Origin of the sequence: Rugamonas fusca (genome assembly GCF_014042365.1) — a bacterium.
Lineage (GTDB): Bacteria > Pseudomonadota > Gammaproteobacteria > Burkholderiales > Burkholderiaceae_D > Rugamonas > Rugamonas fusca.
Genome location: NZ_JACEZS010000019.1, coordinates 75,690 through 99,482 on the forward strand (window position 1 = coordinate 75,690; position 23,793 = coordinate 99,482).

Genomic DNA, 23,793 nt, shown 5'->3' on the forward strand with positions numbered 1-23,793 from the left:
AAATAATGATTTGTGGAAATAATAATGGCCGTGTGGCTCTGCCGAACGGGCCGCGCGCCGGCCCTGGCGTTGCCGGCTCGCCACGGTGGACGGCAACCTCCCACGCGTTCGCTTGCCAACGCCAACGTTGCGGCGCGGAAGAATTCGGTTACAATCGGCGACGTTGTGTTTTTTGCAGTAAAAAAATGAAAAGAAATGAATCCGGCGGGGGCCGTGTGCGCTCCATCGCCATGGTGTTGCGCGATCCGCTGCCGCCGACCCGGGCCGATGTGTTGACCTTGTTCGGGGTGGAACTGGCCCGCCATGGCCTGCGCTCTCAGCTGATCGGCCAGGCGGGGCAGCCTGGCGCCCGGCAAAGCTGGGCCGCCGGTGCCATCTATGCGCACGGTCACTTGCGCAGCCGCTGGGCCAGCGTGCTGTCGCCGTGGTGGGACGTGCGCGGCCTGTGGCAGGCGCTGACGGGCGGTCCCATCGACTGCATCCAGGTGCGCGACAAGATCGCCGTGGCCTTGCTGTGCCGGCTGATCGCGCGCGTGCGCGGCCTGCCGTTCGTCTATTGGATGTCGTTCCCCATGGTGGAGGGCTTCGAGGTGCGCCGCGACGAGATCGCCAGCCGCGGCCGCGGCCTGTTGTGGTGCGCGCACGCGGCGCGCGCCTGGCTGGCGCGGCGCGTGTTCTACGGTCAGGTGTTGCCGGCGGCCGATCACGTGTTCGTGCAAAGCGAGGCCATGGCCGACTGGCTCGCTGGCCTGGGGCTGGCGCGCGCGCGCATGACCAGTGTGCCGATGGGGGTGGACGCCGCGCTGTTCAACCGCGACCACATCGCGCCCTCGACCGATCCGCGCCTGGACGGACGGCGCGTGCTGATTTATCTGGGCGCGCTGAGCAAGTCGCGCAATTCCGCGTTCCTGCTTGATCTGGTGGACTTGCTGCGCCACGACGATCCGCGGATCCTGATGGTGCTGGCCGGCGACGCCCCCTCGGACGACGAGCGGCGCTGGATGCGGGCCCAGATCGCCGACCGCGGCCTGGCGCAGTACGTCTTGCTGACCGGCTGGCTGCCCCAGCGTGAGGCGCTGGCCTATGCCGTGCGCGCCGAAGTGGGCTTGTCGCCGATTCCGCGTGGCCGCCTGTTCGACGTTTCTTCGCCGACCAAGCTGGTCGAATACCTGGCGTTGGGCTTGCCCAGCGTCGCCAACGATATCCCCGACCAGCAGCTGGTGATGGAGCAAAGCGGTTCCGGCCTGTGCGTGGCGATGGAGTTGCCGGCGTTTCGCGCCGGCGTGCTGCGCTTGCTGGCCGACCCGGAACTGCGGGCCCGCTATGCCCAACGCGGTCCGGCCTATGTGCGCGCCCACCGTACCTACGCCATCCTCGGACGCCAGGTGGCGGCGGCCTACGCGCGTATCCTGGCGCCGGCCGCTTGAGCCGGCGGGCCGACGCCGCGCCCCGGGGCGCCGCTAACCAAGGAATGCAATGACGGTACAAATGAAGAATGAATTGTTGTTCGGGGCGCGCTTCCTGCTGCGCGACAACGCGCTGACCGGCCACTACCTGCGCCAGTTGCAGCGCAATGCCCGGCTCGACAGCGAGCAATTGGCCCAGTACCAGTTACAACGTCTGCATCACACGCTGCAGACCGCGATCGGCCGCCTGCCATATTACGCGCACATCTCGCCGGCCTTCAGCGTGGCCGAGTCGGCCCAGGTATTGCGCCAGGCGTTTCCCATCATCGGCAAGGAACAATTGCTGGCCGAGCGGGCCGCGCTCTATCCGGGGCAAGGCCACAAGCGTCCGTGGCAGGCGCTGGGCAAGACCAGTGGCACCACGGGCACCCCGCTCGACATGTTCCGCAGCCTGCGGTCGGTGTTGCTCGAGCAGGCGTTCGTCCAGCGCCACTGGAGCTGGGCGGGCTACCACGCCGGCATGACGCGCGCCACCTTGCGCGGCGACATGGTGACCCCGCTGGCCCGGCAGCGGCCGCCGTTCTGGTTCTGGAACCGCTGGGCCCACCAGTTGCTGGTCTCGTCGCGCCATTTGACGGCGCGCCACGCCGACGCCATCATCGACCGGCTCGCGGCGCTGGCGCCGGCGATGCTGCAAGCTTATCCATCGACGGCCTACACGCTGGCCGGCCTGTTGCAGCAACGCCAGCGCCGGCTGCGCATCCCGTATGTGTTTACGGCCTCCGAACCGACCTATCCGCACCAGCGCGAACTGATCACCGAATGGCTGGGGGCCAAGCTGATGGACATGTATGGCATGGCCGAGCGCGTCGCGTTCGCCACCGAGTGCGAGCACGGCGAACTGCACGTGAATACGGACTATTCCTATGTCGAGATTGTCGATCGACAAGGCTTGCCCACTGACGACTTCGGCTCCGTGGTGGGAACCACCTTCCATAACGATGCGATGCCGCTGGTGCGCTACCGCCTGAGCGACCAGACCCGCTGGAAGCCGGGCCGCTGCGCCTGCGGCCGCGCGTTCCCCATGATCGAGCGGGTCACCGGCAAGTACGAGGACAGCATCCGCGGCGGCGATGGCGCCGTCATCAGCCCCTCCGTGCTGACCTTCGCCTTCAAGGGCGTGCACAATGTGCTCAAGTCGCAGGTGGCCCAGGTGGCGCCGGCGCGCTGGGAGATCCGGGTGGTGCCGGGGCCTCAGTTTGGCGAGCCGGACCGCCAGCAACTGGTCCACAATGTGCATGCGCTGGTCGACCCTACGGTCGAGGTGCAAGTGGTGTTGCGCGACGAGTTGCCCAACACGGCGGCCGGCAAGTTCCGCTGGGTGGTCAATGAAATGCCGGCGCACGGTTGACCTTGGGGGAAGGGGTAAAATGTTATATAATAGTCATTTTTCGTGACCGGGCGGACCACGTGCCAGCCTGCGTCCGGACGATGTGTGGCAGGCCGCGGCGATGGCGCGCGCGGACTTCGGTAAAGGGGGCGGGATGAAGGCGAAGCGGGCCGGGGTGTTGATGTTGGGGACGGCCGCGGCCGGCAAGGGCGGGATCGCCTCGGTGGTGTCGGTGCTGCAGCGCGAAGGCTTCATGGCGCGCCATGGCGTGCGGTATCTGGCCACCCATGCGGCCGGATCGGCGTGGGTCAAGCTGACGACGGCCCTGTTGGCCTGCTGGCGCGTGCTGGTGCTCTGCCTGCTGACTCGCCCGGCCATCGTCCACGCGCACACCGCCTCGCGCGCCAGTTTTCTGCGCAAGTCGCTGATGCTGGCCATCGCCCGCGCCACCGGTTGCCGGACCGTGTTGCATTTGCACGGCGCCGAATTCAAGACATACGCGACCGAGGAGGCCGGCCCGTTGCTGCGCTGGTGGGTGCGCCACAGCCTGCGCCGCAGTTCTGTCGTGATCGCCCTGTCGGAGCAATGGGCGGAATTCCTGCGGGCGTACGCGCCGGGAGCGCACGTGGTGGTGGTGGTCAATTCGGTCGAGCTCAAACCGCTGCAGGAGGGCCGCGCACGCCACGGCCGGCTGCTGTTTCTGGGCCGCGCCGACCAGCGCAAGGGCATGTTCGACTTGCTGGAGGCGCTGGCGCTGTTGCGGCCCAGCCAGCCGGCGCTGCAACTGGTGATCGGCGGCGACGGCGATCTCGACGCCGTGGCGCGCGCGGTCCATCGTTTGGGCCTGGATGACTGTGTCACCATCCTGGGCTGGATCGGCCCCGAACGCAAGGAGCAGGAACTGGCCCAGGCCAGCATCTTCGTGCTGCCCTCGTATGATGAAGGCTTGCCGATGGCCATGCTCGAAGCCATGGCCGCCGGCAAGGCGGTGGTGGTGACGCCGGTGGGCGGCATCCCGCAGGCCGTGCGCGATGGCCACAACGGCGTGCTGGTGCCAGTCGGCGATCCGGCCGCGCTGGCGCGGGCGCTGGGCCGGCTGCTGGACGATGAGCGCTGGCGCGCCGGGCTGGCCGCGCAGGCACGCGCCACGGTGGCGGCCCGCTTCAGCACGGCCGTCGTGCTGGGGCAGCTCGACGCCGTGTACGCGGGGCTGGGGCTGGCGCCGGCGCCGTGAGGCATTGTCATCGGATCGACATCTGTGGCGCGTATCATGCCACGGAATAATTTGTGCAATTTCATTGAAGGCGAGAACATGGAAACAATCGCAGTGATCGGTCTTGGTTATGTGGGCTTGCCCCTGGTTGTCGAGTTCGGCAAACGGGGACGCACGATCGGCTTTGACATCTCCGTGAGCAAGGTCGAGTCGTGCCGGCGCGGCGTCGACCCGTCGCGCGAGCTGAGCGACGAGCAGATGGCGGCCGCCACCGGCGCCGAGTATGCGTCCGATCCGGCCATCCTGCGCGAGGCCGACGTGCTGATCGTGGCCGTGCCCACGCCCGTGGACGCGGCCCACAATCCCGACTTCGGCCCCTTGATCGGTGCCAGCCGCACGGTCGGCCAGAACATGAACAAGGGCGCCATCGTCGTCTATGAGTCGACCGTGTATCCGGGCGCGACCGAGGAGATCTGCATTCCCGTGCTGGAACAGGCTTCGGGTATGAAGTGGCAGCACGATTTCCACGTCGGCTATTCACCCGAGCGCATCAACCCGGGCGATCGCCAGCACATGCTCACCAACATCATCAAGGTGGTCTCGGGCGACTCGCCGCAGACGCTGGAGCGGGTCGCGGCCATGTATGAAACGATCGTCGAGCCGGGCGTGCACCGCTGCTCGAGCATCAAGGCGGCCGAAGCCTGCAAGGTGATCGAGAACACCCAGCGCGACCTCAATATCGCACTGATGAACGAACTGGCCATCATCTTCGACAAGATCGGTATCGATACGTCGGAAGTGTTGAAGGCGGCCGGCACCAAGTGGAACTTCCTCAAGTTCAGCCCCGGCCTGGTGGGCGGCCACTGCATCGGCGTCGATCCCTACTACCTGACCCACAAGGCGGAAATGGTCGGTTACCATCCCGAAGTGATCCTGGCCGGGCGCCGCATCAACGACGGCATGGGCAAGTTCATCGCCGAACAGACCATCAAGAACATGATCGCCGCCGGCAGCTACATCAAGGGGGCGCGCGTCAACATCCTGGGCCTGACGTTCAAGGAGGACTGCCCCGACCTGCGCAACTCCAAGGTGGGCGACGTGATCAACGAACTCAAGACCTATGGCGTCGAAGTGTTCGTCCACGATCCGTACGCGGACCCGGACGAGGCCATGCACGAATACGGGGTGCGCTTGCTGGCGTGGGATGACCTGCCACGCGCCGACGCCATCGTGGCGGCCGTGTCGCACCACCAGTTGCGCGCGCTGTCGGTCGAGGACATCCAGAAGAAGCTGCTCAAGGGCGGTTGCTTCATCGACGTCAAGGCGTGCTTCGACGCGCCCGGCCTGCGCGAGGCGGGCTTGCGCGTGTGGCGCCTGTGATGGGCGCCGCGGTGGCGCGTGGTGCTGCATGGAATGGCGGGACCAAGTGATGGTGCAAGTGGATAGCAAACTGAGTCGTCTGCGGTGGCTGGCGCGCCGCCTGAGCCGGATCAGCCCGGCCGAAGTGCCGTACCGCGTGGCCGGCGTGCTGCGTGGCGCGGCGCAGGCGCGCGGCTGGTTCGACGCGTCCGTCGTGCCGCCCATGCGCGCCACGCCCGTGTGGGGCGAGCCCTGGGTGGCCGCGCCGGCGGCGCCCGACGTGGCGGCCGTGCTGGCCGCCGCCGACAGCCTGATCCGTGACGGCGTGCCCGTGTTCGACGTCAGGGTCGCGCTCGCCGATGGCGTGCCGGCCTGGAACACGGACCCGCGCACCGGCTGCCAGGTCGGACTCGCGTTCGGGCTGGGCATTGATTTCCGCCACATGGGCGCCGACATCGACGTCAAATACCTGTGGGAACTGAACCGCCACGTGTGGTGGGTGCCGCTGGCCCAGGCTTACCACGTCTCGGGCGAGGCGCATTACCTGCGGCTGCTTGGCCGCCTGCTGGCCAGCTGGTTGGACGCCTGCCCGTATGGCCGCGGCGTCAACTGGGCCTCGCCGGTCGAGCACGGCATCCGCCTGATCAACTGGAGTATTGTCTGGCACCTGATCGGCGGCGCGGCCAGCCCGCTGTTCGCGGACGCGGACGGCGCCCGCTTGCGCGCCCGCTGGCTCGACAGCGTGTACCAGCATATCCGTTTCGCCAGCGACAATTACTCCTTCCATTCCTCGTCGGACAACCACCTGATCGGCGAGGCGGCCGGCCTGTTCGTGGCGGCCCATACCTGGGACGCCTGGGATGCCGTGCGGCCGCTGCGGGCGCGCGCCAAGCGCATCCTGGAACAGGAAATCGTCAAGCAATTCGCGCCGGACGGCGTCAACCTTGAGCAAGCCATGTGCTACCACAAGTTTTCGCTGGAATTCCTGGCGGCGGCGGCGCTGGCCGGCGCCGCCGCCGGCGACCATTTCAGCGCCGCCGCCATGGCCCGCATGGAGCGCGCCCTGGTGTTCCTGGCCGCCATGCTCGATTGCCGCGGCCACGTGGCGCCCATCGGCGACGCCGACGATGGCCTGGTGTTCGGCTTCGCCGGCGCCGGCTCGCCCTATCTGGCGCTGCTGCGGCTGGGCCAGCGGCTGTTCGCCACGCCGGCGCTGGGCGCCAAGCTGGCCGCGCTGGCGCCGGCGCCGGCCGACGACTGGACGCTGGCGGCGCCGGCGGCGGTGCCGGCCGCGCTGACTGCGCCCCAGTTGCCGACCGCGTTCGCGCAAGGGGGCTACCTGATCCTGGGGCGGGATTTGCATACCGGCCACGAGCTGCGCGTGACGTTCGACGTGGGCGCCTTGGGCTACAACAAGATCAGTGGCCACGGCCACGCCGACAGCCTGGCCGTGCTGCTGAGCGCGGGCGGCGACGATTTCCTGATCGATCCCGGCACCTTTTGCTACAACGCGGCGCCGGCGCTACGGCATTATTTCCGCGGCACGTCGGCGCATAACACGGCTTGCCTGGACCACACGGACCAGTCGGTCTATGGCGGCAGCTTCCTGTGGCTGCGCGACATCGTCACCACCTTGCACGCGCACCACGACGATGGCCGTCACGTGAGCGCCGAGGCCAGCCACGACGGTTACCTGCGCCTGTCCGATCCCGTGCGGCACCGCCGCCGTGTCACGCTGGACCGCGACAGCGGCGAGCTGGTGGTGGAAGACCGCTTCGAATGCCGCCAAGCCCACCATTGCGCGCTGCACTGGCACTTCGCGCCCCAGTGCGCGCTCGAGGGCAGCGCGCTGGCCTGGACGGCCAGCCGCGCCAGCGGCCAACTGGCCGTCAGCGTATTGGCGCCCGGCTTTACGGGCGAACTGGTGCGCGGGCGCGAGGCGCCGCCGCTCGGTTGGGTGTCCGACCGCTTCTACCAGCGCCAGCCCGGCCCGGTGCTGTGCCTGCGCGGGATGGTCGATGGCCAGACCGTCATCATCACCCGGCTGGCGTATCGCGCCACCCCGCCTGCGGCCGCGCGCCCGGCCGCCGTACTGCAAGGAGCACCATGCGCATCTGGTTTGAACTGACGAATTCGCCGCACATCAATATGTTCGCGGCCATGATCCGTGAACTCGAACGTGACGGACACGAGGTGATCATCACCTGCCGGCCGCTGGCCAACACCATCGACTTGCTGGAGCTGCATGGTTTCAAGTATGAGGTGGTGGGGCAGCACTATGGCGGCAAGCTTAGCGCCAAGCTGTTCGGTTTCCCGGTGCGGGTGGCCCAGCTTTGCCGCTACATCGCGCGGCGCAAGGTCGACGTGGCCATCTCCCAGAGCTCGTTCCACTCGCCCGTGGTGGCGCGCCTGCTGCGCTTGCGCTCGATCTACATGAACGACAACGAGCACGCGATGGGCAATATTCCCGCCTTCCTGTGCGCCACCACCATCATGGTGCCGGAGTTTCTCGGCATCGACAAGCTCAAGCAGCAGTGGGCCAACCCGCGCAAGGTGCGGCACTATCCGGGCGTCAAGGAAGGCATGTATTTGTGGGAACTGGACCAGCGCCTGGCGCAAGCGGCCAACGGCCAGCGCGCGCCGCGCGCGCGGCGCGTGGTCTATATCCGGCCCGAGCCGTGGACGGCCCAGTACTACAAGGGCAGCCGCAATTTCCTCGACGAGCTGGTGCTGGGCCTGAAGGACCAGGTGGACGTGATCCTGCTACCCCGCGGCAAGGAGCAGGGCGTCCATTACCAGGATGCGCGCTTTGCCGGGGTACGGGTGGTCACCAGCGCGCTCGACATCGCCGACATCGCGCCCGATTGCGACCTGTTCATCGGCGCCGGCGGCACCATGACGCGCGAGATGGCGGTGCTGGGCGTGCCCACCATCTCCGTCTACCAGGACGAATTGCTGGATGTCGACCGCCACTTGCTGGAGGTGGGGGCGTTCCGCCACTGGCCGCAACTGACGGCCAGCCAGGCACTGGCCTACCTGGACGAGGCCACCGCGCAACCGCCCAACCGCCAGTTGCTCGACAAGGGCCGGGCCGCCTACGACATGGTCAAGCAACAGTTATTGAACGGACACTCTTCACAATAAGGATGCAAATATGATACGCCTTGCAGTGGTAGGCCTGGGCAAGATGGGCCTGTCCCATCACTCGATGATCAACGCGCACCCGCGGGTGCAGGTGGCGGCCGTGTGCGACGCGACCGGCTATGTGCTCGATGTGCTCAACAAATATACCGGGGTCAAGACTTACACGGATTTCGACACCATGCTGGCCGAGGTGGAGCTGGACGCCGTCATCATCGCCACCCCGTCCAGCATGCACGGCAAGATGGTGCGCGCCGCGCTGGAGAAGAACCTGCACGTGTTCTGCGAAAAGCCGTTCGTGCTCGACAATGAGGAAGGCGAGCAGGTCACACGCCTGGCCAACGCCAAGGGCCTGGTCAACCAGGTCGGCTACCACTGCCGCTTCGTGGGCGCGTTCCAGGAAGTCAAGCGCCTGCTCGACGCCCACGCCATCGGCGACGTGACCCACATGCTGGCCGAGGCCTATGGCCCGGTGGTGCTCAAGCCCAAGGGCTCGACCTGGCGCACCCAGCGTTCCGAAGGCGGCGGCTGCCTGTATGATTACGCGGCCCACCCGCTGAACCTGCTGACCTGGTATTTCGGCGCGCCGCGCGGCGTTGGTGGTTCCGTGCTCAACAAGATCTTCTCGGCCGACACCGATGATGAAGTGTTTTCCACCCTGTATTTCGAGGGGGGCAAGAGCGCCCAGTTGTCGGTCAACTGGAGCGACGAGTCGTACCGCAAGATGAGCACCAAGGTCACCATCTGGGGCAAGAACGGCCGCATCTACGCCGACCGCCAGGAAGTGCAAGTGTACCTGCGCGACGCGGCCGGCGCCCCGGCCGGCTACCAGGCTGGCTGGAACGTGCGCTACACGACCGAGTTGACCGAGCCGGTGGACTTTTACCTGCGCGGCGAGGAATACACGGCCCAGCTCGATTATTTCGTGCGCTGCATCGAGGCCCGCGACGGCGCCGACAACGTCAACTCGTTCGAATCGGCGCTGCAGACCGACCGCGCGATCTCGATGATGATCGCGGACGCCGAGAAAGGCCCGTCCGTGTTCGCCGGCGACGCCTTGCCCGAGGTTCAAAAGCGCAAGAAGAGTTTCTCTTTCTTCGGCGGCCGCTAAGCGCGCCGTGCATCAAGTTATACAGACTGGAGCTGCAAATGGATCGTTTGTTATTTGGGGATAATCAATTCTTCGGTGTGAATCACATGTCCGAGGAGAAGGCGCGCGCCCAGGCGATGCGGTTTCAGGATATCGGCGCCATCATCGAGGTGCTCGACAACGCCTACGACGAAGGCGTGCGCTCGTTCATGTGCACCACCCACGACCGCATCGCGCAAGTGTGCGATCACATGCGGGCCAATCCGGCCCGCTACCACGATTTCCAGTTCATGCCATGCATGCCGTACGCGCACAAGTACGCCAACGCCGTCACCGAGGATGGCATGCTGGGCGCGCTCAAGCGTTTCATGCCCGACGAGGGCTTTTTGAACGCGGCGCTGCGCGGCGGCATGTCGCTGGCGCGCAAGGATATCGAGGGCATCACCACCTTGCTGATCGATGCCGAGATGAAGATGTTCGCCGGCCTGAACACCCCCGTCATCTTCCTGCAGAACGTGGTGGTGGACCTGCTGCTGGGCCTGGGCTTCAAGGAGGCGTTCCGCATTTTCGCCGACCACGTGCGCAAGCGCTACAACGCCGAGCCGGGCTTCATCACGATGAACTTGCCGCGCCTGCTCGACGTGCTCGACGAGCTCGGTATCGAGAACCCCATCGTCTGCTCGAACATCAACAAGATCGGTTTCCGCATGTCGGGCGGCTTCGCCGCCTATGAGAAGGCGCTGCGCGAGCGCAAGTTCCGCGCCATCGCCATGTCCGTGTTCGCCTCGGGCGCCATCGCGCCCAAGGAAGCGATCGAATGGGTGTGTCAGCAACCGAACATCGAGTCCATCGTGTTTGGCGCGTCCAGCCGCGGCAATATCCGCAACACGCGCGAACTGGTCGAGCGCCATTGGCCGGCGCCGGCGGCGCTGGAGGTGGCGTCGTGAAAACCCTCTACCTGGTGGCTGGCGCGCGCCCCAACTTCATGAAGATCGCGCCCATCGTGCGCGCCCTGCACGGGCACCCGCGGCTGGCGTACAAGATCATCCACACCGGCCAGCATTATGACCGCGACATGAACGAGGTATTTTTCGAGGAGCTGGGCATCCCGGCGCCGGACCTGTTCATGGGCGCCGGCGGCGGCAGCCATGCGGAGCAGACGGCCAAGATCATGCTCGGTTTCGAGCAGTTGTGCGTGCGCGAGCGGCCCGACGCCGTGCTGGTGGTGGGCGACGTCAATTCCACGCTGGCCTGCTCGATCGTGGCCAAGAAGCTGCTGATTCCGGTGGCCCACGTGGAGGCGGGCTTGCGCAGCGGCGACATGACCATGCCGGAAGAAATCAACCGGCTCGTCACCGACAGTATCAGCGACTGGTTCTTCGTCACCGAACCGAGCGCCGTGGAGCACTTGCGGCGCGAAGGCAAGCCGGACGCGGCGGTGCACCATGTGGGCCATGTGATGGTCGATAACGTGCTGTACCAGGCCGGCAAGCTGGACGACACGGACACGGCCGGTTTCGAGACGGCCGCCTTCAAGGCCGCGCACAGCGGCCCCGGCCAGCGCTACGGCGTGGTCACGCTGCACCGTCCCAGCAATGTGGACGACGCGGCCATGATGGCCCGGCTGGGCGGCGCCTTGGCCGAGATCGCGCGCGAATTGCCGCTGGTGTTCCCGGTCCACCCGCGCACCCGCGCCAACCTCGCGCGTTTCGGCATCGACCTGGGGCCCAACATCACGCTGGTCGGGCCGCAAGGCTACATGGCGTTCCTGAACCTGTGGAAGGATGCGGCGCTGGTGCTGACCGACAGTGGTGGCCTGCAGGAGGAGACGACGGCGCTGGGCGTGCCCTGCATCACGCTGCGCAACAATACCGAGCGCCCGGTGACGGTGGAGGAGGGCAGCAATGTGCTGGCCGGCACCGAGCCTGCGGCCATCGTGGCCGAGGCGCGCAAGGTGCTGGCCGGGCAGGGCAAGCAGGGCCGCCGGCCCCACTTGTGGGACGGCCAGGCCGCCCAACGCATCGTGGCGATCCTGGACCAGGCGCTGGCGCGGGAGCACACATGAACATCCTGGTTACCGGCGGCATGGGCTACATCGGCTCCCATACCGTCGTCGAATTGCTGGCCACCGGCCACGAGGTGGTGGTGATCGACAACCTGTCGAACGCCCAGGCCTCCGTGTACGAGCGCGTGTGCGCCATCGCCGGCCGCCCGTTCACCTTCCTCGAAGGGGACGTGCGCGACCGCGCCGGGGTGGAAGCCGTGTTCGCGGCCCATGCGATCGACGCCGTGATCCATTTCGCCGGCCTGAAGGCGGTGGGCGAATCGGTCGAGCAGCCGCTGCGCTACTACGACAACAACCTGTCGGGCAGCCTCGTGCTGTTCGAGACGATGGCCAAGTTCGGCGTCAAGCAACTGGTGTTCAGCTCCTCGGCCACCGTGTATGGCGACCCGGCCTCGGTGCCCATCTACGAGCACTTCCCGCTGTCGGCGACCAATCCGTATGGCCGCAGCAAGCTGATCATCGAGGACATGCTGCGCGACCTGTACCGTTCCGACAGCAGCTGGCACATCGCACTGCTGCGCTACTTCAACCCGGTGGGCGCCCACGACAGTGGCCTGATCGGCGAGGAGCCGAACGGCATCCCCAACAACCTGCTGCCCTACATCGCCCAGGTGGCCGATGGCCGGCGCGCGTTCCTGTCCGTGTATGGCGGCGACTACCCGACCCCGGACGGCACCGGCATGCGCGACTACATCCACGTGGTGGACCTGGCGCTGGGCCATGTGAAAACGCTGGACAAGCTCGCTGCCGGCCCCGGCGTCGTCACCTACAACCTCGGTACGGGCCGCGGCCACAGCGTGCTGGAGATGGTGCGCGCCTTCGAGCAGGCCAGCGGCCGGCCCGTGCCGTACCAGATCGTGGCGCGCCGCCCCGGCGATATCGCGTCCTGCTACGCGGACGCGGGCCTGGCCGAGCGCGAGCTGGGCTGGAAGGCCGAGCGCGGCATCGCCCAGATGTGCGCGGACGCGTGGCGCTGGCAGTCCAGCCCCAAATAAAAAGAGAGAGCACATGAAAGCGATGATATTGGCTGCCGGCAAAGGCACGCGGGTGCGTCCTTTGACCTACGATTTGCCCAAGCCCATGATCCCCATCCTGGGCAAGCCCGTGATGGCTTACCTGATCGAGCACCTGCACCGCTACGGCGTGACGGAAATCATGGTCAACGTCAGCTACCTGCACGAAAAGATCGAGGAGTATTTCGGCGAGGGCCACCAGTTCGACGTGCAGATCGGCTATTCATTCGAAGGCTACACCAACGACGAGGGCGAAGTGGTGCCCGAGCCGCTCGGTTCGGCCGGCGGCATGAAGAAGATCCAGGAGTTCGGCGGCTTTTTCGACGATACCACCATCGTGCTGTGCGGCGACGCGCTGATCGACCTGGACTTGAAGTCGGCCCTGTTCGAGCACCGCCGCAAGGGCGCGCTGGCGTCCGTGATCACCACCGAGGTGCCGTGGGACAAGGTCGAGAGCTATGGCGTGGTCGTCACCGACGAGGCCGGCCGCATCACGCAGTTCCAGGAAAAGCCGCGCCAGCACGAGGCGCTGTCGAACCGGGTCAGCACCGGCATCTACATCTTCGAGCCCGAAGTGATCGACCTGATACCGTCGGACCGGCCGTTCGACATCGGTTCCGAACTGTTCCCGCTGCTGGCCGAGCGGGGCTTGCCGTTCTACGCCCAGACGCGCCGCTTCAACTGGATCGACATCGGCAGCGTGCGCGATTACTGGGAAGTGTGCCAGAGCGTGCTGATGGGCGAGGTGGCCAACCTGCACATGCCCGGCATCCAGATCAACGATGGCCTGTGGGTGGGCCAGAACACCAGCATCGACTGGCAGGACACCCGCATTGAAGGCCCCGTCTACATCGGCTCGGGTACCCGCATCGAGGCGGGCGTGACCATCATCGGCCCCACCTGGATCGGCCATGGCAGCCACGTGTGCCGTGGTGCCAAGGTGGTGCGCAGCGTGTTGTTCGAATATACTCGTGTGTTAGAAAATGTTTCTTTGGACGAAATGATCGTCTTCAAGGACTATAGTGTCAACCGCGCCGGCGAGATGAAACACGCCTCTGAATATGATTCCGAGGCCTGGGCCAATGCGCGCGACCGGCGCCGCGGACGGCGGCCCGACCCGAGTAATGAGTTAGCGGAAAAGAGAAATAGAGTATGAAGATTTATCCAGTCATCCTGTCCGGCGGTTCGGGCACCCGTCTATGGCCGCTGTCGCGCGCCGTGTTGCCCAAGCAATTGCTGCCGCTGGTGACTGAGCAGACCATGTTGCAGGAAACGGCGCTGCGCCTGGCCGGCCGTCCGCAACTGATGCAGCCCCTGATCGTCTGCGGCAACGACCACCGCTTCCTGGTGGCCGAGCAGATGCGCGAGATCGGCGTGGCGCCGCTGGGCATCCTGCTGGAACCGGTGGGCCGCAATACGGCGCCGGCCGTGGCGGCCGCCGCCCACTACCTGCAGGCCATCGACCCCGAGGCCGTGATGCTGGTGCTGCCGGCCGACCATGTGATCGCCGACGTGGACGCGTTCTACGCGGCCATCGAACAGGCCTTGGTGCCGGTGGCCGACGGCGCGCTGGCCACTTTCGGCATCGTGCCCACGGCGCCGGAGACGGGCTATGGCTACATCCAGAGCGGCGCCGGCACTGGCGCCCCGCACTGCTACAAGGTGGACCGCTTCGTCGAAAAGCCCAACCTGGAAACGGCCCAGGGCTTCGTGGCGGCCGGCAATTACTACTGGAACAGCGGCATGTTCCTGTTCCGCGCCGCCGCCTACCTCGGCGAGCTGCGCCAGTTCGCACCGGCCATCGCCGACGCCAGCGCGGCCGCCGTGGCCCAGGGCTACCGCGACCTCGATTTCTGCCGCCTCGACGAAGCGGCGTTCACGGCCTGTCCGTCGGACTCGATCGACTACGCCGTGATGGAACATACGCGCCACGCCGTCGTGGTGCCGGCCTCGATCGGCTGGAGCGACGTCGGTTCCTGGTCGGCCCTGTGGGAAGTGCAGCAGAGCGACGAGAACGGCAACGTGGTGCGGGGCGACGTCTACCTCGATGACGTGGCCGGCTCGCTGGTGCGGGCCGAGAGCCGCATCGTGGCCGTGGTCGGCGTGCAAGACCTGGTGGTGGTGGAGACGGCCGACGCCGTGCTGGTGACCCACAAGGACCAGGTGCAGCGCGTCAAGCAGATCGTCGACCACCTGAAGGCCGAGGGCCGCAGCGAGCACCTGCACCACACCAGGGTCTACCGGCCGTGGGGCTGCTACGAGGGCATCGACATGGGCGAGCGTTTCCAGGTCAAGCGCATCACCGTCAATCCGGGCGGCAAGCTGTCGCTGCAGATGCACCACCACCGGGCCGAGCACTGGGTGGTGGTCAGCGGCACGGCCCGCGTCACCTGCGGCGACCAGGTCAGCCTGCTGACCGAGAACGAATCGACCTACATTCCGATCGGCATGAACCACCGGCTGGAAAATCCGGGCAAGGTGCCGCTGCACCTGATTGAAGTGCAGTCGGGCAGCTACCTGGGCGAGGACGACATCGTGCGCTTCGAGGACGTCTACCAGCGCGCCTGAGGCCGCTGGACGAACTCTGGGGAGAGGTTATAATCCGGACGGCGGCATGTGCCGTCATCCATCGATTCGGGGTCCCGTCCTTGCGCGCCTTCCTGATTTTCTGGGGCAGCCTGTGCTGCCTGCCCGCCATGGCCGGCTCGCCACCGGCCACGGGCTTGCAACCGGCGCAGCTGGCGGTGGTCATCAACGATGACGAGCCGAACAGCGTGGCCATCGGCGAATACTACCGCCAGGCGCGCGACATCCCGGCCCGCAACGTCGTGCACGTCAATATTCCGGGCAAACCCCGCAAGCTTACCGCCGACCAGTTCCGTCACCTGCGCAACGTGATCGAGCTGCAACTGCCGGCGGGCATCCAGGCCGTGCTGATGGTGTGGACGGCGCCTTATGCCGTCGACTGCTATTCCATCACGTCCGCCTATTCGCTGGGTTTTGACCCCGGCCTGTGCGACAAGCCGTGCGAGCCGAGCAAGCCCAGCCCCTATTTCAACGCCGCGTCCAGCCGTCCGTATCTCGATTTCGGCATGCGCCTGTCCATGTTGATGCCCACTGAATCGGTGGAGCAGGCCAAGGCGTTGATCATGCGCGGCAAGGCCAGCGGGTTTCGGACACAGCCAGCCTCGGCCTATTATCTGGTGACGAGCGAGACGGCGCGCAACAGCCGCGCCGTGTTCTTTCCCCGCTCCATGGTGCTGCCGCGGCAGGAGCTGACTATCCACACGCTGCGCGCCGACAGCATCGCCGACGTCAAGGACATCATGGTGTACCAGACGGGCAAGGCTAGGGTGGAGCAGCTCGACACGCTACAATTCCTGCCCGGCGCGCTGGCCGACCACCTGACCTCGGTCGGCGGCGACTTGCTGGGCACGGTCCAGATGAGCAGCCTGCGCTGGCTGGAGGCGGGCGCCACGGCCAGCTATGGTTCCGTCTCCGAGCCATGCAACTACTGGCAGAAATTCCCCCATCCCACGGTCCTGCTCAAGCACTACCTGGGCGGCGCCACGGCCATCGAAGCCTACTGGCGCAGCGTGGCCTGGCCGGCCCAGGGCCTGTTCATCGGCGAACCGCTGGCCGCGCCGTACCGCCAGCGCCAGTAACGAGCGGATTGCCGAGCGCGCCTTAGTCCGTTCGGACTAAAGGGCTGTCATCAACGCGTCATGCCCTGTCACTAATATGCAATTAGCAACATTGCATACTCACCGGACAGGAAATATCATGACTTTTTACGCTCCCACTCCCGCCATGCTGGGCCGCCGCACCGTGCTGGCCGCGCTGCTGGCCAGCCTGGGCTTGCCGGCGCTGGCCTCCGACGTCGTCATCAGCCAGGTCTACGGCGGCGGCGGCAATTCCGGCGCCACCTACAAGAACGATTTCATCGAGCTGTTCAACCGCGGCGCCAGCCCGGTCAGCCTGAACGGCTGGAGCGTGCAGTACGCCAGCGCCGCCAGCGCGGCCGGCACGGCCTGGCAAGTGACGCCGCTGCCGAACGTGACGCTGCAGCCGGGCCAGTACCTGCTGGTGCAGGAAGCGATGGGCGCGGGCGGCACCACGGCCTTGCCCACGCCGCAGGCCACCGGCACCATCGCCATGAGCGGCACGGCCGGCAAGGTGGCGCTGGCGGCCAGCACCACGGCCTTCAATGTCGGCAATCCGTCCGGCGGCGCGCTGCGCGACCTGCTCGGCTACGGCAACACGGCCAACGGCTACGAGGGCGCGCCCGGCCCCGGCCTGTCCAACACCACGGCCGCGCTGCGCGGCGACGACGGCTGCGCCGACACGGACAACAACGGGGCCGACTTCAGCACGGTCGCGCCCGCGCCGCGCAACAGCGCCTCCGACCTGCGCGTGTGCGGCGCGCCCGTGGTGCTGCCCATTGTGGCCACCTGCCCGGCCACGCTGGCGCTGGCCGCCGGCAGCGGCGGTGGCGCCACGTTGTCGGCCACGGACGCCGATGGCATCGTCAACAGCGCCGCCATCACCTCGGTGGCCGTGCCCGGCATTGGCCTGGCCGGCTTCACGGCCGCCGGCGCGGCGGGCGAGAACGCCAGCGTCAGCCTGAACGTGGGCGGCGCCGTGCCGGTGGGCAGCTATCCGCTGGCCATCCGCTTCGGCAATGACCAGGGCCAGAGCGCCAGCTGCACCGTCACCGTCAACGTGACGGCGCTGGCCGGCGTGACCCACAGCATTGCGCAAATCCAGGGCGCCGGCGCCACCAGCCCCTACGCGGGCACGGTGCAGACGACGGAAGGCGTGCTGACACTGAAAGTGGGCACCGGCTTCTTCATCCAGGACGAGGCCGGCGATGGCGATCCCACCACCTCGGACGGCATCTTCGTCTACACGGGCAGCACGACGAACAGCGCCCAACCCGGCGACAAGGTACGCGTGACGGGCACCGTGGTCGAATACACGCCCACCGGCGCCAGCCATTCCGTCACCGAGCTCAAGGATGTGACGGCCGTCGTCACCCAGAGCAGCGGCCACAGCATCACGCCCACCAATATCGACCTGCCCAACGCCAACCTGGGCCAGTTCGAAGGCATGCTGGTGCGCTTCGCCCACCCGCTGACCGTGTCGCAATCGGCATTCCTCGGCACCCGCGGCGAACTGAGCCTGTCGTCGGGCCGGCTGGAAGTGCCCACCAACCATTACCCGCCGCGCACGCCCGAGGCGCTGGCCATGGCGGCGGCCAACGCCCAGAACCTGATCGTGCTCGACGATGGCCTGTCCGTCACCCCGCCCACCATCCCCTACATTGGCCAGGATGGCACCATCCGCGCCGGCGACACGGTGGCCGACCTGACGGGCGTGCTCGACTTCAGCGCCAAGGGCGGCGGCGGGGCGGCCTACAAGCTGCAACCGACCGTGGCGCCGCAATTCTCGCGCGACAATGCGCGCACCACGGCGCCGGCCATCGTGGCCGGCAACGTGCGCGTGGCCAGTGCCAACGTGCTCAACTTCTTCACCACCTTCACCAACGGCAGCAACGTGGAAGGGGCGAGCAACCAGGGCTGCTCGCTGGGGGCCAGCGTGTCCAAGGCCAATTGCCGCGGCGCCGACAACATGACGGAGTTCGTGCGCCAGCGCGACAAGATCGTCGGCGAACTGAAAGCCATCGACGCCGACGTCTACGGCCTGATGGAAATCCAGAACAACGGCGAGTACACGGTCAGCTACCTGGTCAACGCCCTCAACGCGGCCATCGGCGCGCCCACCTACGCGGTGGTGCCCAAGCCGGCCGACACGGGCACGGACGCGATCCGCGTGGCCATGATCTACAAACCGGCCAAGCTGGCGCTGGTGGGCGGTGCACTGTCTGACAGCGACAGCATCAACAACCGGCCGCCGATGGCGCAGACCTTCCGCGCCGCCAACGGCGAGCGGTTCTCGCTGGTGGTCAACCACTTCAAGTCCAAGGGCGGCTGCCCGACGGGCACCGGCCCGGACACGGACCAGCACGACAGCCAGGGTTGCTGGAACGCCACCCGCATCCAGCAGGCCAACCGCCTGGTGGGCAGCTTCGTGCCGCAAGTGGTGGCCGCCGCCGGCGACCCGGACGTGCTCCTGATTGGCGACTTCAACTCGCACGGTTTTGAAGATCCGATCAACGCCATCACGGCCACCGGCTATGTGAACCAGCTGGAACGTTATGTGCGCCCGAACGGCATGCCGTACTCGTTCATCTTCGACAGCCAGAGCGGCTACCTGGACCACGCCCTGGCCAGCCCGAAAATGAACGGCCAGGTGGCCGGCGCCACGGAATGGCATATCAACGCCGACGAGCCGACCGTGATCGACTACAACCTGGACGGCAAGCAGCAAGACCTGTACACGGCCCAGCCGTACCGCGCCTCCGACCATGACCCGGTCGTGATCAGCCTGAACCTGCAACCATCGTTCGTGGACGTGAGCGCCAGCGTGCGCGCCGTCGGCAGCGGCCTGGTGTACAACCGCGCCACCGGCAAGTACGGCAGCACCTTCACCGTCACCAACATGGGCGCGGCGGCGCTGGCGGGGCCGTTGCAGGTCCAGTTCGACGGCTTGCCGGCTGGCGTGACGCTGGTCAACGCCACCGGCTCGCACAATGGCGCGCCTTACATCACGCTCGATGCCGCGTCGCTGGCGGCGGGGGCCAGCGTGTCGTTCCCGCTCAGCTTCAGCAAGACGGGCAGCGCCAACATCGGCTATATGGCCAAAGTTTACAGCGGTACTTTCTAAGGAATCCTCATGCCATCCTCTTTCGTTTTCCCTGCGCTGCGGCGCGGCGCGCTGGCCCTGGCCTTGATGGCCGCCGCCGGCCTGGCCTCGGCCCAATCCATGCACGTGGTGCTCGATACCAGCGGCCTCGGCGCCAGCAGCAGCGGCTGGCTGGACCTGCAGTTCAATCCGGCCAGCGTGCCGGCCATATCGGCCAGCGCACTGGTCGACCACCTGAACGGCTTCGACGCGGCCAGCGCACCGCAGCTGAACGGCGACGTGCAAGCCCAGGCCGGCGGCGCCTTCCTGTTCGGTAACAGCACGGACTGGAACGACCTGTTCCACGCGGTCCACCTGGGCGGCAAGGTCAGCTTCGACGTCAGTTTCAGCGGCTTGCCCGATCCGTCGCCGGCCGCCATCCCCTCGCTGTTCTCGGTGTCGCTGTATGGCGCCGATGGCGTTACCCAGCTTGGCCACACGGACGCCAACGGCAGCCTGTTGTCGCTGAGCTGGAACCCGGCCGCCAGCGGCGCCGGCCAGGTCGGCGTGGCCGTGGTCGATGCCGGCGTGGCCAGCGTCAGCCCCGTGCCGGAACCGTCGGCCTGGCTGATGCTGGGCGCCGGCCTGGCGCTGCTGGGCGTGGCCAAGCGCCGCCGCGCCTGACCGGCAGTCGCACCCGCCGCGCCGCGCGCGTGGCGCAATGGAGACACATGCGGTGCCGCCGGCATCCATGTGTCTTGTTTTTTGGTGGCGGGCAGGGCGCATGGCGGCAAGCGGGTGCTTGATTTATAGCGCCAGCGTCTGAATAGCTGAGTGAAATTGTATTAGTCACATCATGGTGCTTGATGCATAGTTAAAATTTACACATCATTCGCGCCGGTAAGCCATGACCGCCCACGTCCTCCTCGTCGATCCCGATGTCGCTTGCCAGGAACTGCTGGTGTTCAACCTGGGCATGGCCGGCTACGGCGTGAGCCGGGTCCGCGACGGCGAAAGCGCGCTGCTGCTGATGGAGGCGGCCGTGCCGGACCTGCTGCTGCTGGACTGGAGCTTGCCCGGCCAGTCGGGCATCGCCCTGATCCGCCGGCTGCGGGCCCAGTGGCGCACGCGCGAGCTGCCCATCATCATGCTGACGGCGCGCGCCGCCGAGCCGGACAAGATCCTGGCCCTGGAGACGGGCGCCGACGACTACATCACCAAACCGTTCAGCCCGCGCGAAACGCTGGCCCGCGTGCACGCGCTGCTGCGCCGGCGCCAGCCGCTGGCGGCGCCCGACGCGGTGCAGCTGGCGGGCCTGCGGCTCGATCCGGCTACCTTGCAGGCGACGGCCGGCGCCCGCCCGCTGGCGCTGGGCCGGGTGGAATTTAGGCTGCTCAATTTTCTCATGCACCACCCGGAGCGCGTGCACAGCCGCGCCCAGCTGCTCGACCAGGTGTGGGGCAACGCCGCCTGCCTGGACGAACGCACGGTGGACGCCCACGTGGGCCGCCTGCGCAGCGCCTTGCAGCCCAGCGGCCACCAGCGCCACATCGAAACCGTGCGCGGCAGCGGCTACCGCTTCGTCGCCTGGCAGGGACGGCGGGTCGGTGGCGCGCACGGCATGGCGGCCTGACATGGAACAGCCAGTCATCCTGAGCAAGCTGGAGCAGGAAGCCCTGCTGCACGCGATCGAGGCGGCGCTGCCCGTGCGCGAAGCGCGCCAGTTCTTCTTGTGGACGCAGGGGCAGATGCAAGCCTTGCTGCCCCATCAGGTCATGGTCTGCCTGCGCTTTGGCGCCGACGATGAGCTGGTGCACAGCAGTTGCCTGCACAGTGGCGTGCTGGACGTGGCCGTGCGCAGCCGCCTGGCCGACCCGGCCGATGGCCTGGCCCTGCGCCTGGCCCGCCACTGCCGCGCCAGCCTGCAACTGCCCGCCAGCCTGGCCGCCGGGGATGGGACCGCGCCGCCATCGTTGCAAGCGTTCCAGGCCGAATTGCGCGCCTGCGGCGTGGACAATGCGCTGTTGCACGGCACTGCGCGCTTGCCGGGCGGCGCCAGTTGCTTCGTCCTGTTCGGCCTGCCGCACGCGGCGCGTGCGCGCCAGGCCTATTTCCTCGCGTTGCTGCTGCCGTATTTGCACCTGAGCTGGCAGTGCGTGAGCGCAGGCATCGGCGCTGGCGTGGCAAGGGCTGACGGCGCGCTGGCGCGGCCGGTGAGCGCGCGCGAGGCCGAGATCCTGTACTGGGTCAAGGAAGGCAAGAGCAACGACGAGATCGGCCAGTTGCTGGGCATTAGCGGCCTGACCGTGAAGAACCATTTGCAGCGGCTGTACCGGCTGCTGGGCGTATCGAACCGGGCCCATGCGATTGCCCGTTGCGGCGCGCTGCGCGTGCTGGAGCGGCCCCGTCCCGCGCTGGCCAGCGCCGCCTGAGGCGGGCCGCCGGCAGCGGGTTGCCAGCAAATGTGGCCATCCGTATAATGAAAATGATTAATTTTTCAATGTTTGTTATTTGTCCTGACTGTGTCAACTTCCTGTCAGGAAAAAGCGACAATGTTAAGAAATATAAAACAACAGGCGGCGGCTGAGGTAAGCTGCCGGGGCCCATTTGCAGGGCGTCAATAAAAGATTGTCGTAACCTTAAGCTGCGTGGTAGCCTCTGGACTCTGGGCAGGCGCGGGTTGTTGAATTGAGGAGTCGTGTTGATGGATGGTGTAAAGAATCAGGCAGTCGCCGGGCCGCGCAAGGCCGGCGGCTTCACCTTGCTGGAACTGCTGGTGGTGATCGTCATCATCGGCTTGCTGGCTGCATATGTGGGACCAAAATATTTCGCCCAGTTGGGCAAGTCCGAAGTGACCATCGCCAAGGCCCAGATCGAAGCGTTTGAAAAATCGCTCGATACTTACCGGCTTGACGTGGGCCGCTATCCGACCACGGACGAAGGCCTGGCCGCGCTGCTGACGGCGCCCGCCACGGCCGGCGCCAAGTGGAACGGTCCGTACCTGAAGAAGGGTGTGCCGGCCGACCCGTGGGGCCATCCCTATCAATACCGTTCGCCCGGCACCAAGGGCGAATTCGAGATCGTCTCGCTGGGCCGCGATGGCCAGCCCGGCGGCTCGGGCGAGGACGCCGACATCAGCTCGCAATAAGCCTGTCCGTTCCCGCCGGTCTTCACCATGCAGTTCGACGTCCGCACCTTGTCGGCCGATATGGTCATCGCCCATCTGCTCATCGATGGCCGCGATGAAGCCGACGCGCGCCGCCAGGTGGAGGCGCGCGGCCTGTTCGTGAGCGCCATCGCGCCCGTACGCGGCACGCTGCGCACGCGGCGCGGCAAGGGCTTGTCGTTGGTGCTGTTCAGCCAGGAATTGCTGGCCCTGCTGACGGCGGGCCTGGGCATCGTCGAGGCGCTGGAAGCGCTGCTGGAAAAGGAAGCCAGCCCCGCCACGCGCGGCGTGCTGGAACGCCTGCTGGCCGGCCTGCGCGAAGGCCAGCGCTTTTCCGCCGTGCTGGCCGACCAGCCGGAACTGTTTCCGCCGCTGTACGTGGGCATCGTCAAGGCGGCCGAGGGCACGTCCGACCTGCCGCGCGCCTTGTCCCGCTTCATCGACTACCAGCAGCGCATCGACCTGGTGCGCGGCAAGCTGGTGTCGGCCGCCATCTATCCTTGCATTTTGCTGCTGGTGGGCGGCGGCGTGAGTTTGTTCCTGATCGGCTACGTGGTGCCCCGTTTCGCCGAGGTGTACCAGGGCGCGGGCCGCAACTTGCCGTGGCTGTCGCAGCAGATGCTCAACTGGGGCCAGTTCGCCGGCCAGCACACGGCGCTGCTGCTGGGCGGGATCGCCGCCGTGGTGACGGGCCTGGCGCTGCTGCTGCGGCGCCTGGCCGGCAGCGGCGGCCTGGCCAGCCTGCTGGCGCGCGTGCCCGGCATCGGCGAGCGGGTGCGCATCTACGAATTATCGCGGCTGTACCTGACGCTGGGCATGCTCAGCGAAGGCGGCATCACCATCGTGCACGCGATCGAAACCGTGCACGGCATGGTGTCGCCCGCCGTGCGCGCCGGCCTGCAAGGGGCGCGCTCCGACATCGAGGCCGGCCTGCCGCTGTCGACGGCGTTCGAGCGCCACGGCCTGACCACGCCGATTTCGCTGCGCATGCTGCGCGTGGGCGAGCGCACCGGCGACATGGGCCCCATGCTGACCCAGTCGGCCGCCTTCTACGACGGTGAAATCAGCCGCTGGATCGACCGCTTTACGCGCACCTTCGAGCCGCTGCTGATGGCCGCCATCGGCCTGGTGGTGGGGGCCATCGTGGTGCTGCTGTACATGCCGATCTTCGATCTGGCCGGAGACATGTCGTGAGCGCGCTGCACT

The 23,793-nt window shown here is 67.0% G+C and carries 19 protein-coding genes; all 19 read left to right on the forward strand.

The features are described 5' to 3' along the window. Window positions 1-185 precede the first annotated feature (185 nt). The 19 genes from H3H36_RS19715 (at window position 186) to H3H36_RS19805 (ending at window position 23,781) form a co-directional block, all read left to right on the forward strand. A complete protein-coding gene (locus tag H3H36_RS19715; protein ID WP_182219794.1) occupies window positions 186-1,427 on the forward strand; it encodes a glycosyltransferase in 1,242 nt (413 codons plus the stop codon). A gap of 49 nt (window positions 1,428-1,476) precedes the next feature. Further along, window positions 1,477-2,817: a phenylacetate--CoA ligase family protein gene (locus tag H3H36_RS19720; RefSeq protein ID WP_182219795.1), complete on the forward strand. Its 1,341-nt coding sequence runs from the start codon at window positions 1,477-1,479 to the stop codon at window positions 2,815-2,817. A 133-nt stretch (window positions 2,818-2,950) separates the two neighbouring features. After that, complete coding sequence (locus H3H36_RS19725; RefSeq protein WP_229220003.1) at window positions 2,951-4,030, forward strand: glycosyltransferase family 4 protein; 1,080 nt, start codon at window positions 2,951-2,953, stop codon at window positions 4,028-4,030. Window positions 4,031-4,108: 78 nt separating this feature from the next. Beyond that, the gene (locus H3H36_RS19730; protein WP_182219796.1) at window positions 4,109-5,389 is read left to right on the forward strand and encodes a nucleotide sugar dehydrogenase; all 1,281 of its coding nucleotides are present in this window, start codon (window positions 4,109-4,111) and stop codon (window positions 5,387-5,389) included. Window positions 5,390-5,417: 28 nt separating this feature from the next. Next, window positions 5,418-7,496 (forward strand): heparinase II/III family protein, encoded by a 2,079-nt coding sequence (locus tag H3H36_RS19735; protein ID WP_182219797.1) that lies wholly within the window; start codon window positions 5,418-5,420, stop codon window positions 7,494-7,496. Then, entirely contained in the window at window positions 7,475-8,512 is a 1,038-nt protein-coding gene (locus H3H36_RS19740) for a DUF354 domain-containing protein (protein WP_182219798.1), read from the forward strand. Before H3H36_RS19735 ends, H3H36_RS19740 begins: the two co-directional genes overlap by 22 nt. A 10-nt stretch (window positions 8,513-8,522) precedes the next feature. Continuing rightward, window positions 8,523-9,620: a Gfo/Idh/MocA family protein gene (locus tag H3H36_RS19745; protein WP_182219799.1), complete on the forward strand. Its 1,098-nt coding sequence runs from the start codon at window positions 8,523-8,525 to the stop codon at window positions 9,618-9,620. An 86-nt stretch (window positions 9,621-9,706) separates the two neighbouring features. Beyond that, on the forward strand, window positions 9,707-10,546 hold the full coding sequence (locus tag H3H36_RS19750) for a hypothetical protein (RefSeq protein ID WP_229220004.1): 840 nt from the start codon (window positions 9,707-9,709) through the stop codon (window positions 10,544-10,546). Further along, a complete protein-coding gene (gene wecB, locus H3H36_RS19755) occupies window positions 10,543-11,664 on the forward strand; it encodes a non-hydrolyzing UDP-N-acetylglucosamine 2-epimerase (protein ID WP_182219800.1) in 1,122 nt (373 codons plus the stop codon). Before H3H36_RS19750 ends, wecB begins: the two co-directional genes overlap by 4 nt. Continuing rightward, window positions 11,661-12,659: a UDP-glucose 4-epimerase GalE gene (galE, locus tag H3H36_RS19760; protein WP_182219801.1), complete on the forward strand. Its 999-nt coding sequence runs from the start codon at window positions 11,661-11,663 to the stop codon at window positions 12,657-12,659. Before wecB ends, galE begins: the two co-directional genes overlap by 4 nt. A gap of 13 nt (window positions 12,660-12,672) precedes the next feature. Then, window positions 12,673-13,833, forward strand: coding sequence for a nucleotidyltransferase family protein (locus H3H36_RS19765; protein ID WP_182219802.1), 1,161 nt, complete (start codon window positions 12,673-12,675; stop codon window positions 13,831-13,833). After that, the gene (locus H3H36_RS19770) at window positions 13,830-15,245 is read left to right on the forward strand and encodes a mannose-1-phosphate guanylyltransferase/mannose-6-phosphate isomerase (RefSeq protein ID WP_182219803.1); all 1,416 of its coding nucleotides are present in this window, start codon (window positions 13,830-13,832) and stop codon (window positions 15,243-15,245) included. Before H3H36_RS19765 ends, H3H36_RS19770 begins: the two co-directional genes overlap by 4 nt. 80 nt (window positions 15,246-15,325) lie before the next feature. After that, window positions 15,326-16,342: a TIGR03790 family protein gene (locus H3H36_RS19775; protein WP_311196663.1), complete on the forward strand. Its 1,017-nt coding sequence runs from the start codon at window positions 15,326-15,328 to the stop codon at window positions 16,340-16,342. 118 nt (window positions 16,343-16,460) lie between these two features. Beyond that, entirely contained in the window at window positions 16,461-19,463 is a 3,003-nt protein-coding gene (locus tag H3H36_RS19780) for an ExeM/NucH family extracellular endonuclease (protein ID WP_182219804.1), read from the forward strand. A gap of 9 nt (window positions 19,464-19,472) precedes the next feature. Then, complete coding sequence (locus tag H3H36_RS19785) at window positions 19,473-20,105, forward strand: NF038129 family PEP-CTERM protein (protein ID WP_182219805.1); 633 nt, start codon at window positions 19,473-19,475, stop codon at window positions 20,103-20,105. 223 nt (window positions 20,106-20,328) lie between these two features. Continuing rightward, window positions 20,329-21,054, forward strand: coding sequence for a response regulator (locus H3H36_RS19790; protein ID WP_182219806.1), 726 nt, complete (start codon window positions 20,329-20,331; stop codon window positions 21,052-21,054). A 1-nt stretch (window position 21,055) separates the two neighbouring features. After that, the gene (locus H3H36_RS19795; RefSeq protein WP_182219807.1) at window positions 21,056-21,853 is read left to right on the forward strand and encodes a LuxR C-terminal-related transcriptional regulator; all 798 of its coding nucleotides are present in this window, start codon (window positions 21,056-21,058) and stop codon (window positions 21,851-21,853) included. 272 nt (window positions 21,854-22,125) lie between these two features. Further along, window positions 22,126-22,569, forward strand: a complete 444-nt coding sequence (gspG, locus tag H3H36_RS19800; RefSeq protein WP_182219808.1) for a type II secretion system major pseudopilin GspG — start codon at window positions 22,126-22,128, stop codon at window positions 22,567-22,569. A 27-nt stretch (window positions 22,570-22,596) separates the two neighbouring features. Then, entirely contained in the window at window positions 22,597-23,781 is a 1,185-nt protein-coding gene (locus H3H36_RS19805; protein WP_182219809.1) for a type II secretion system F family protein, read from the forward strand. The last annotated feature ends 12 nt before the right edge of the window (window positions 23,782-23,793 follow it).

Coding starts and splice junctions, on each gene's coding strand:
- gspG (WP_182219808.1), top strand. CDS start 22,126: ATGGATGGTGTAAAGAATCAGGCAGTCGCCGGGCCGCGCAAGGCCGGC.
- galE (WP_182219801.1), top strand. CDS start 11,661: ATGAACATCCTGGTTACCGGCGGCATGGGCTACATCGGCTCCCATACC.
- H3H36_RS19730 (WP_182219796.1), top strand. CDS start 4,109: ATGGAAACAATCGCAGTGATCGGTCTTGGTTATGTGGGCTTGCCCCTG.
- H3H36_RS19805 (WP_182219809.1), top strand. CDS start 22,597: ATGCAGTTCGACGTCCGCACCTTGTCGGCCGATATGGTCATCGCCCAT.
- H3H36_RS19725 (WP_229220003.1), top strand. CDS start 2,951: ATGAAGGCGAAGCGGGCCGGGGTGTTGATGTTGGGGACGGCCGCGGCC.
- H3H36_RS19715 (WP_182219794.1), top strand. CDS start 186: ATGAAAAGAAATGAATCCGGCGGGGGCCGTGTGCGCTCCATCGCCATG.
- H3H36_RS19745 (WP_182219799.1), top strand. CDS start 8,523: ATGATACGCCTTGCAGTGGTAGGCCTGGGCAAGATGGGCCTGTCCCAT.
- H3H36_RS19740 (WP_182219798.1), top strand. CDS start 7,475: ATGCGCATCTGGTTTGAACTGACGAATTCGCCGCACATCAATATGTTC.
- H3H36_RS19790 (WP_182219806.1), top strand. CDS start 20,329: ATGACCGCCCACGTCCTCCTCGTCGATCCCGATGTCGCTTGCCAGGAA.
- H3H36_RS19795 (WP_182219807.1), top strand. CDS start 21,056: ATGGAACAGCCAGTCATCCTGAGCAAGCTGGAGCAGGAAGCCCTGCTG.
- H3H36_RS19720 (WP_182219795.1), top strand. CDS start 1,477: ATGACGGTACAAATGAAGAATGAATTGTTGTTCGGGGCGCGCTTCCTG.
- H3H36_RS19780 (WP_182219804.1), top strand. CDS start 16,461: ATGACTTTTTACGCTCCCACTCCCGCCATGCTGGGCCGCCGCACCGTG.
- H3H36_RS19785 (WP_182219805.1), top strand. CDS start 19,473: ATGCCATCCTCTTTCGTTTTCCCTGCGCTGCGGCGCGGCGCGCTGGCC.
- H3H36_RS19750 (WP_229220004.1), top strand. CDS start 9,707: ATGTCCGAGGAGAAGGCGCGCGCCCAGGCGATGCGGTTTCAGGATATC.
- H3H36_RS19765 (WP_182219802.1), top strand. CDS start 12,673: ATGAAAGCGATGATATTGGCTGCCGGCAAAGGCACGCGGGTGCGTCCT.
- H3H36_RS19735 (WP_182219797.1), top strand. CDS start 5,418: ATGGAATGGCGGGACCAAGTGATGGTGCAAGTGGATAGCAAACTGAGT.
- H3H36_RS19770 (WP_182219803.1), top strand. CDS start 13,830: ATGAAGATTTATCCAGTCATCCTGTCCGGCGGTTCGGGCACCCGTCTA.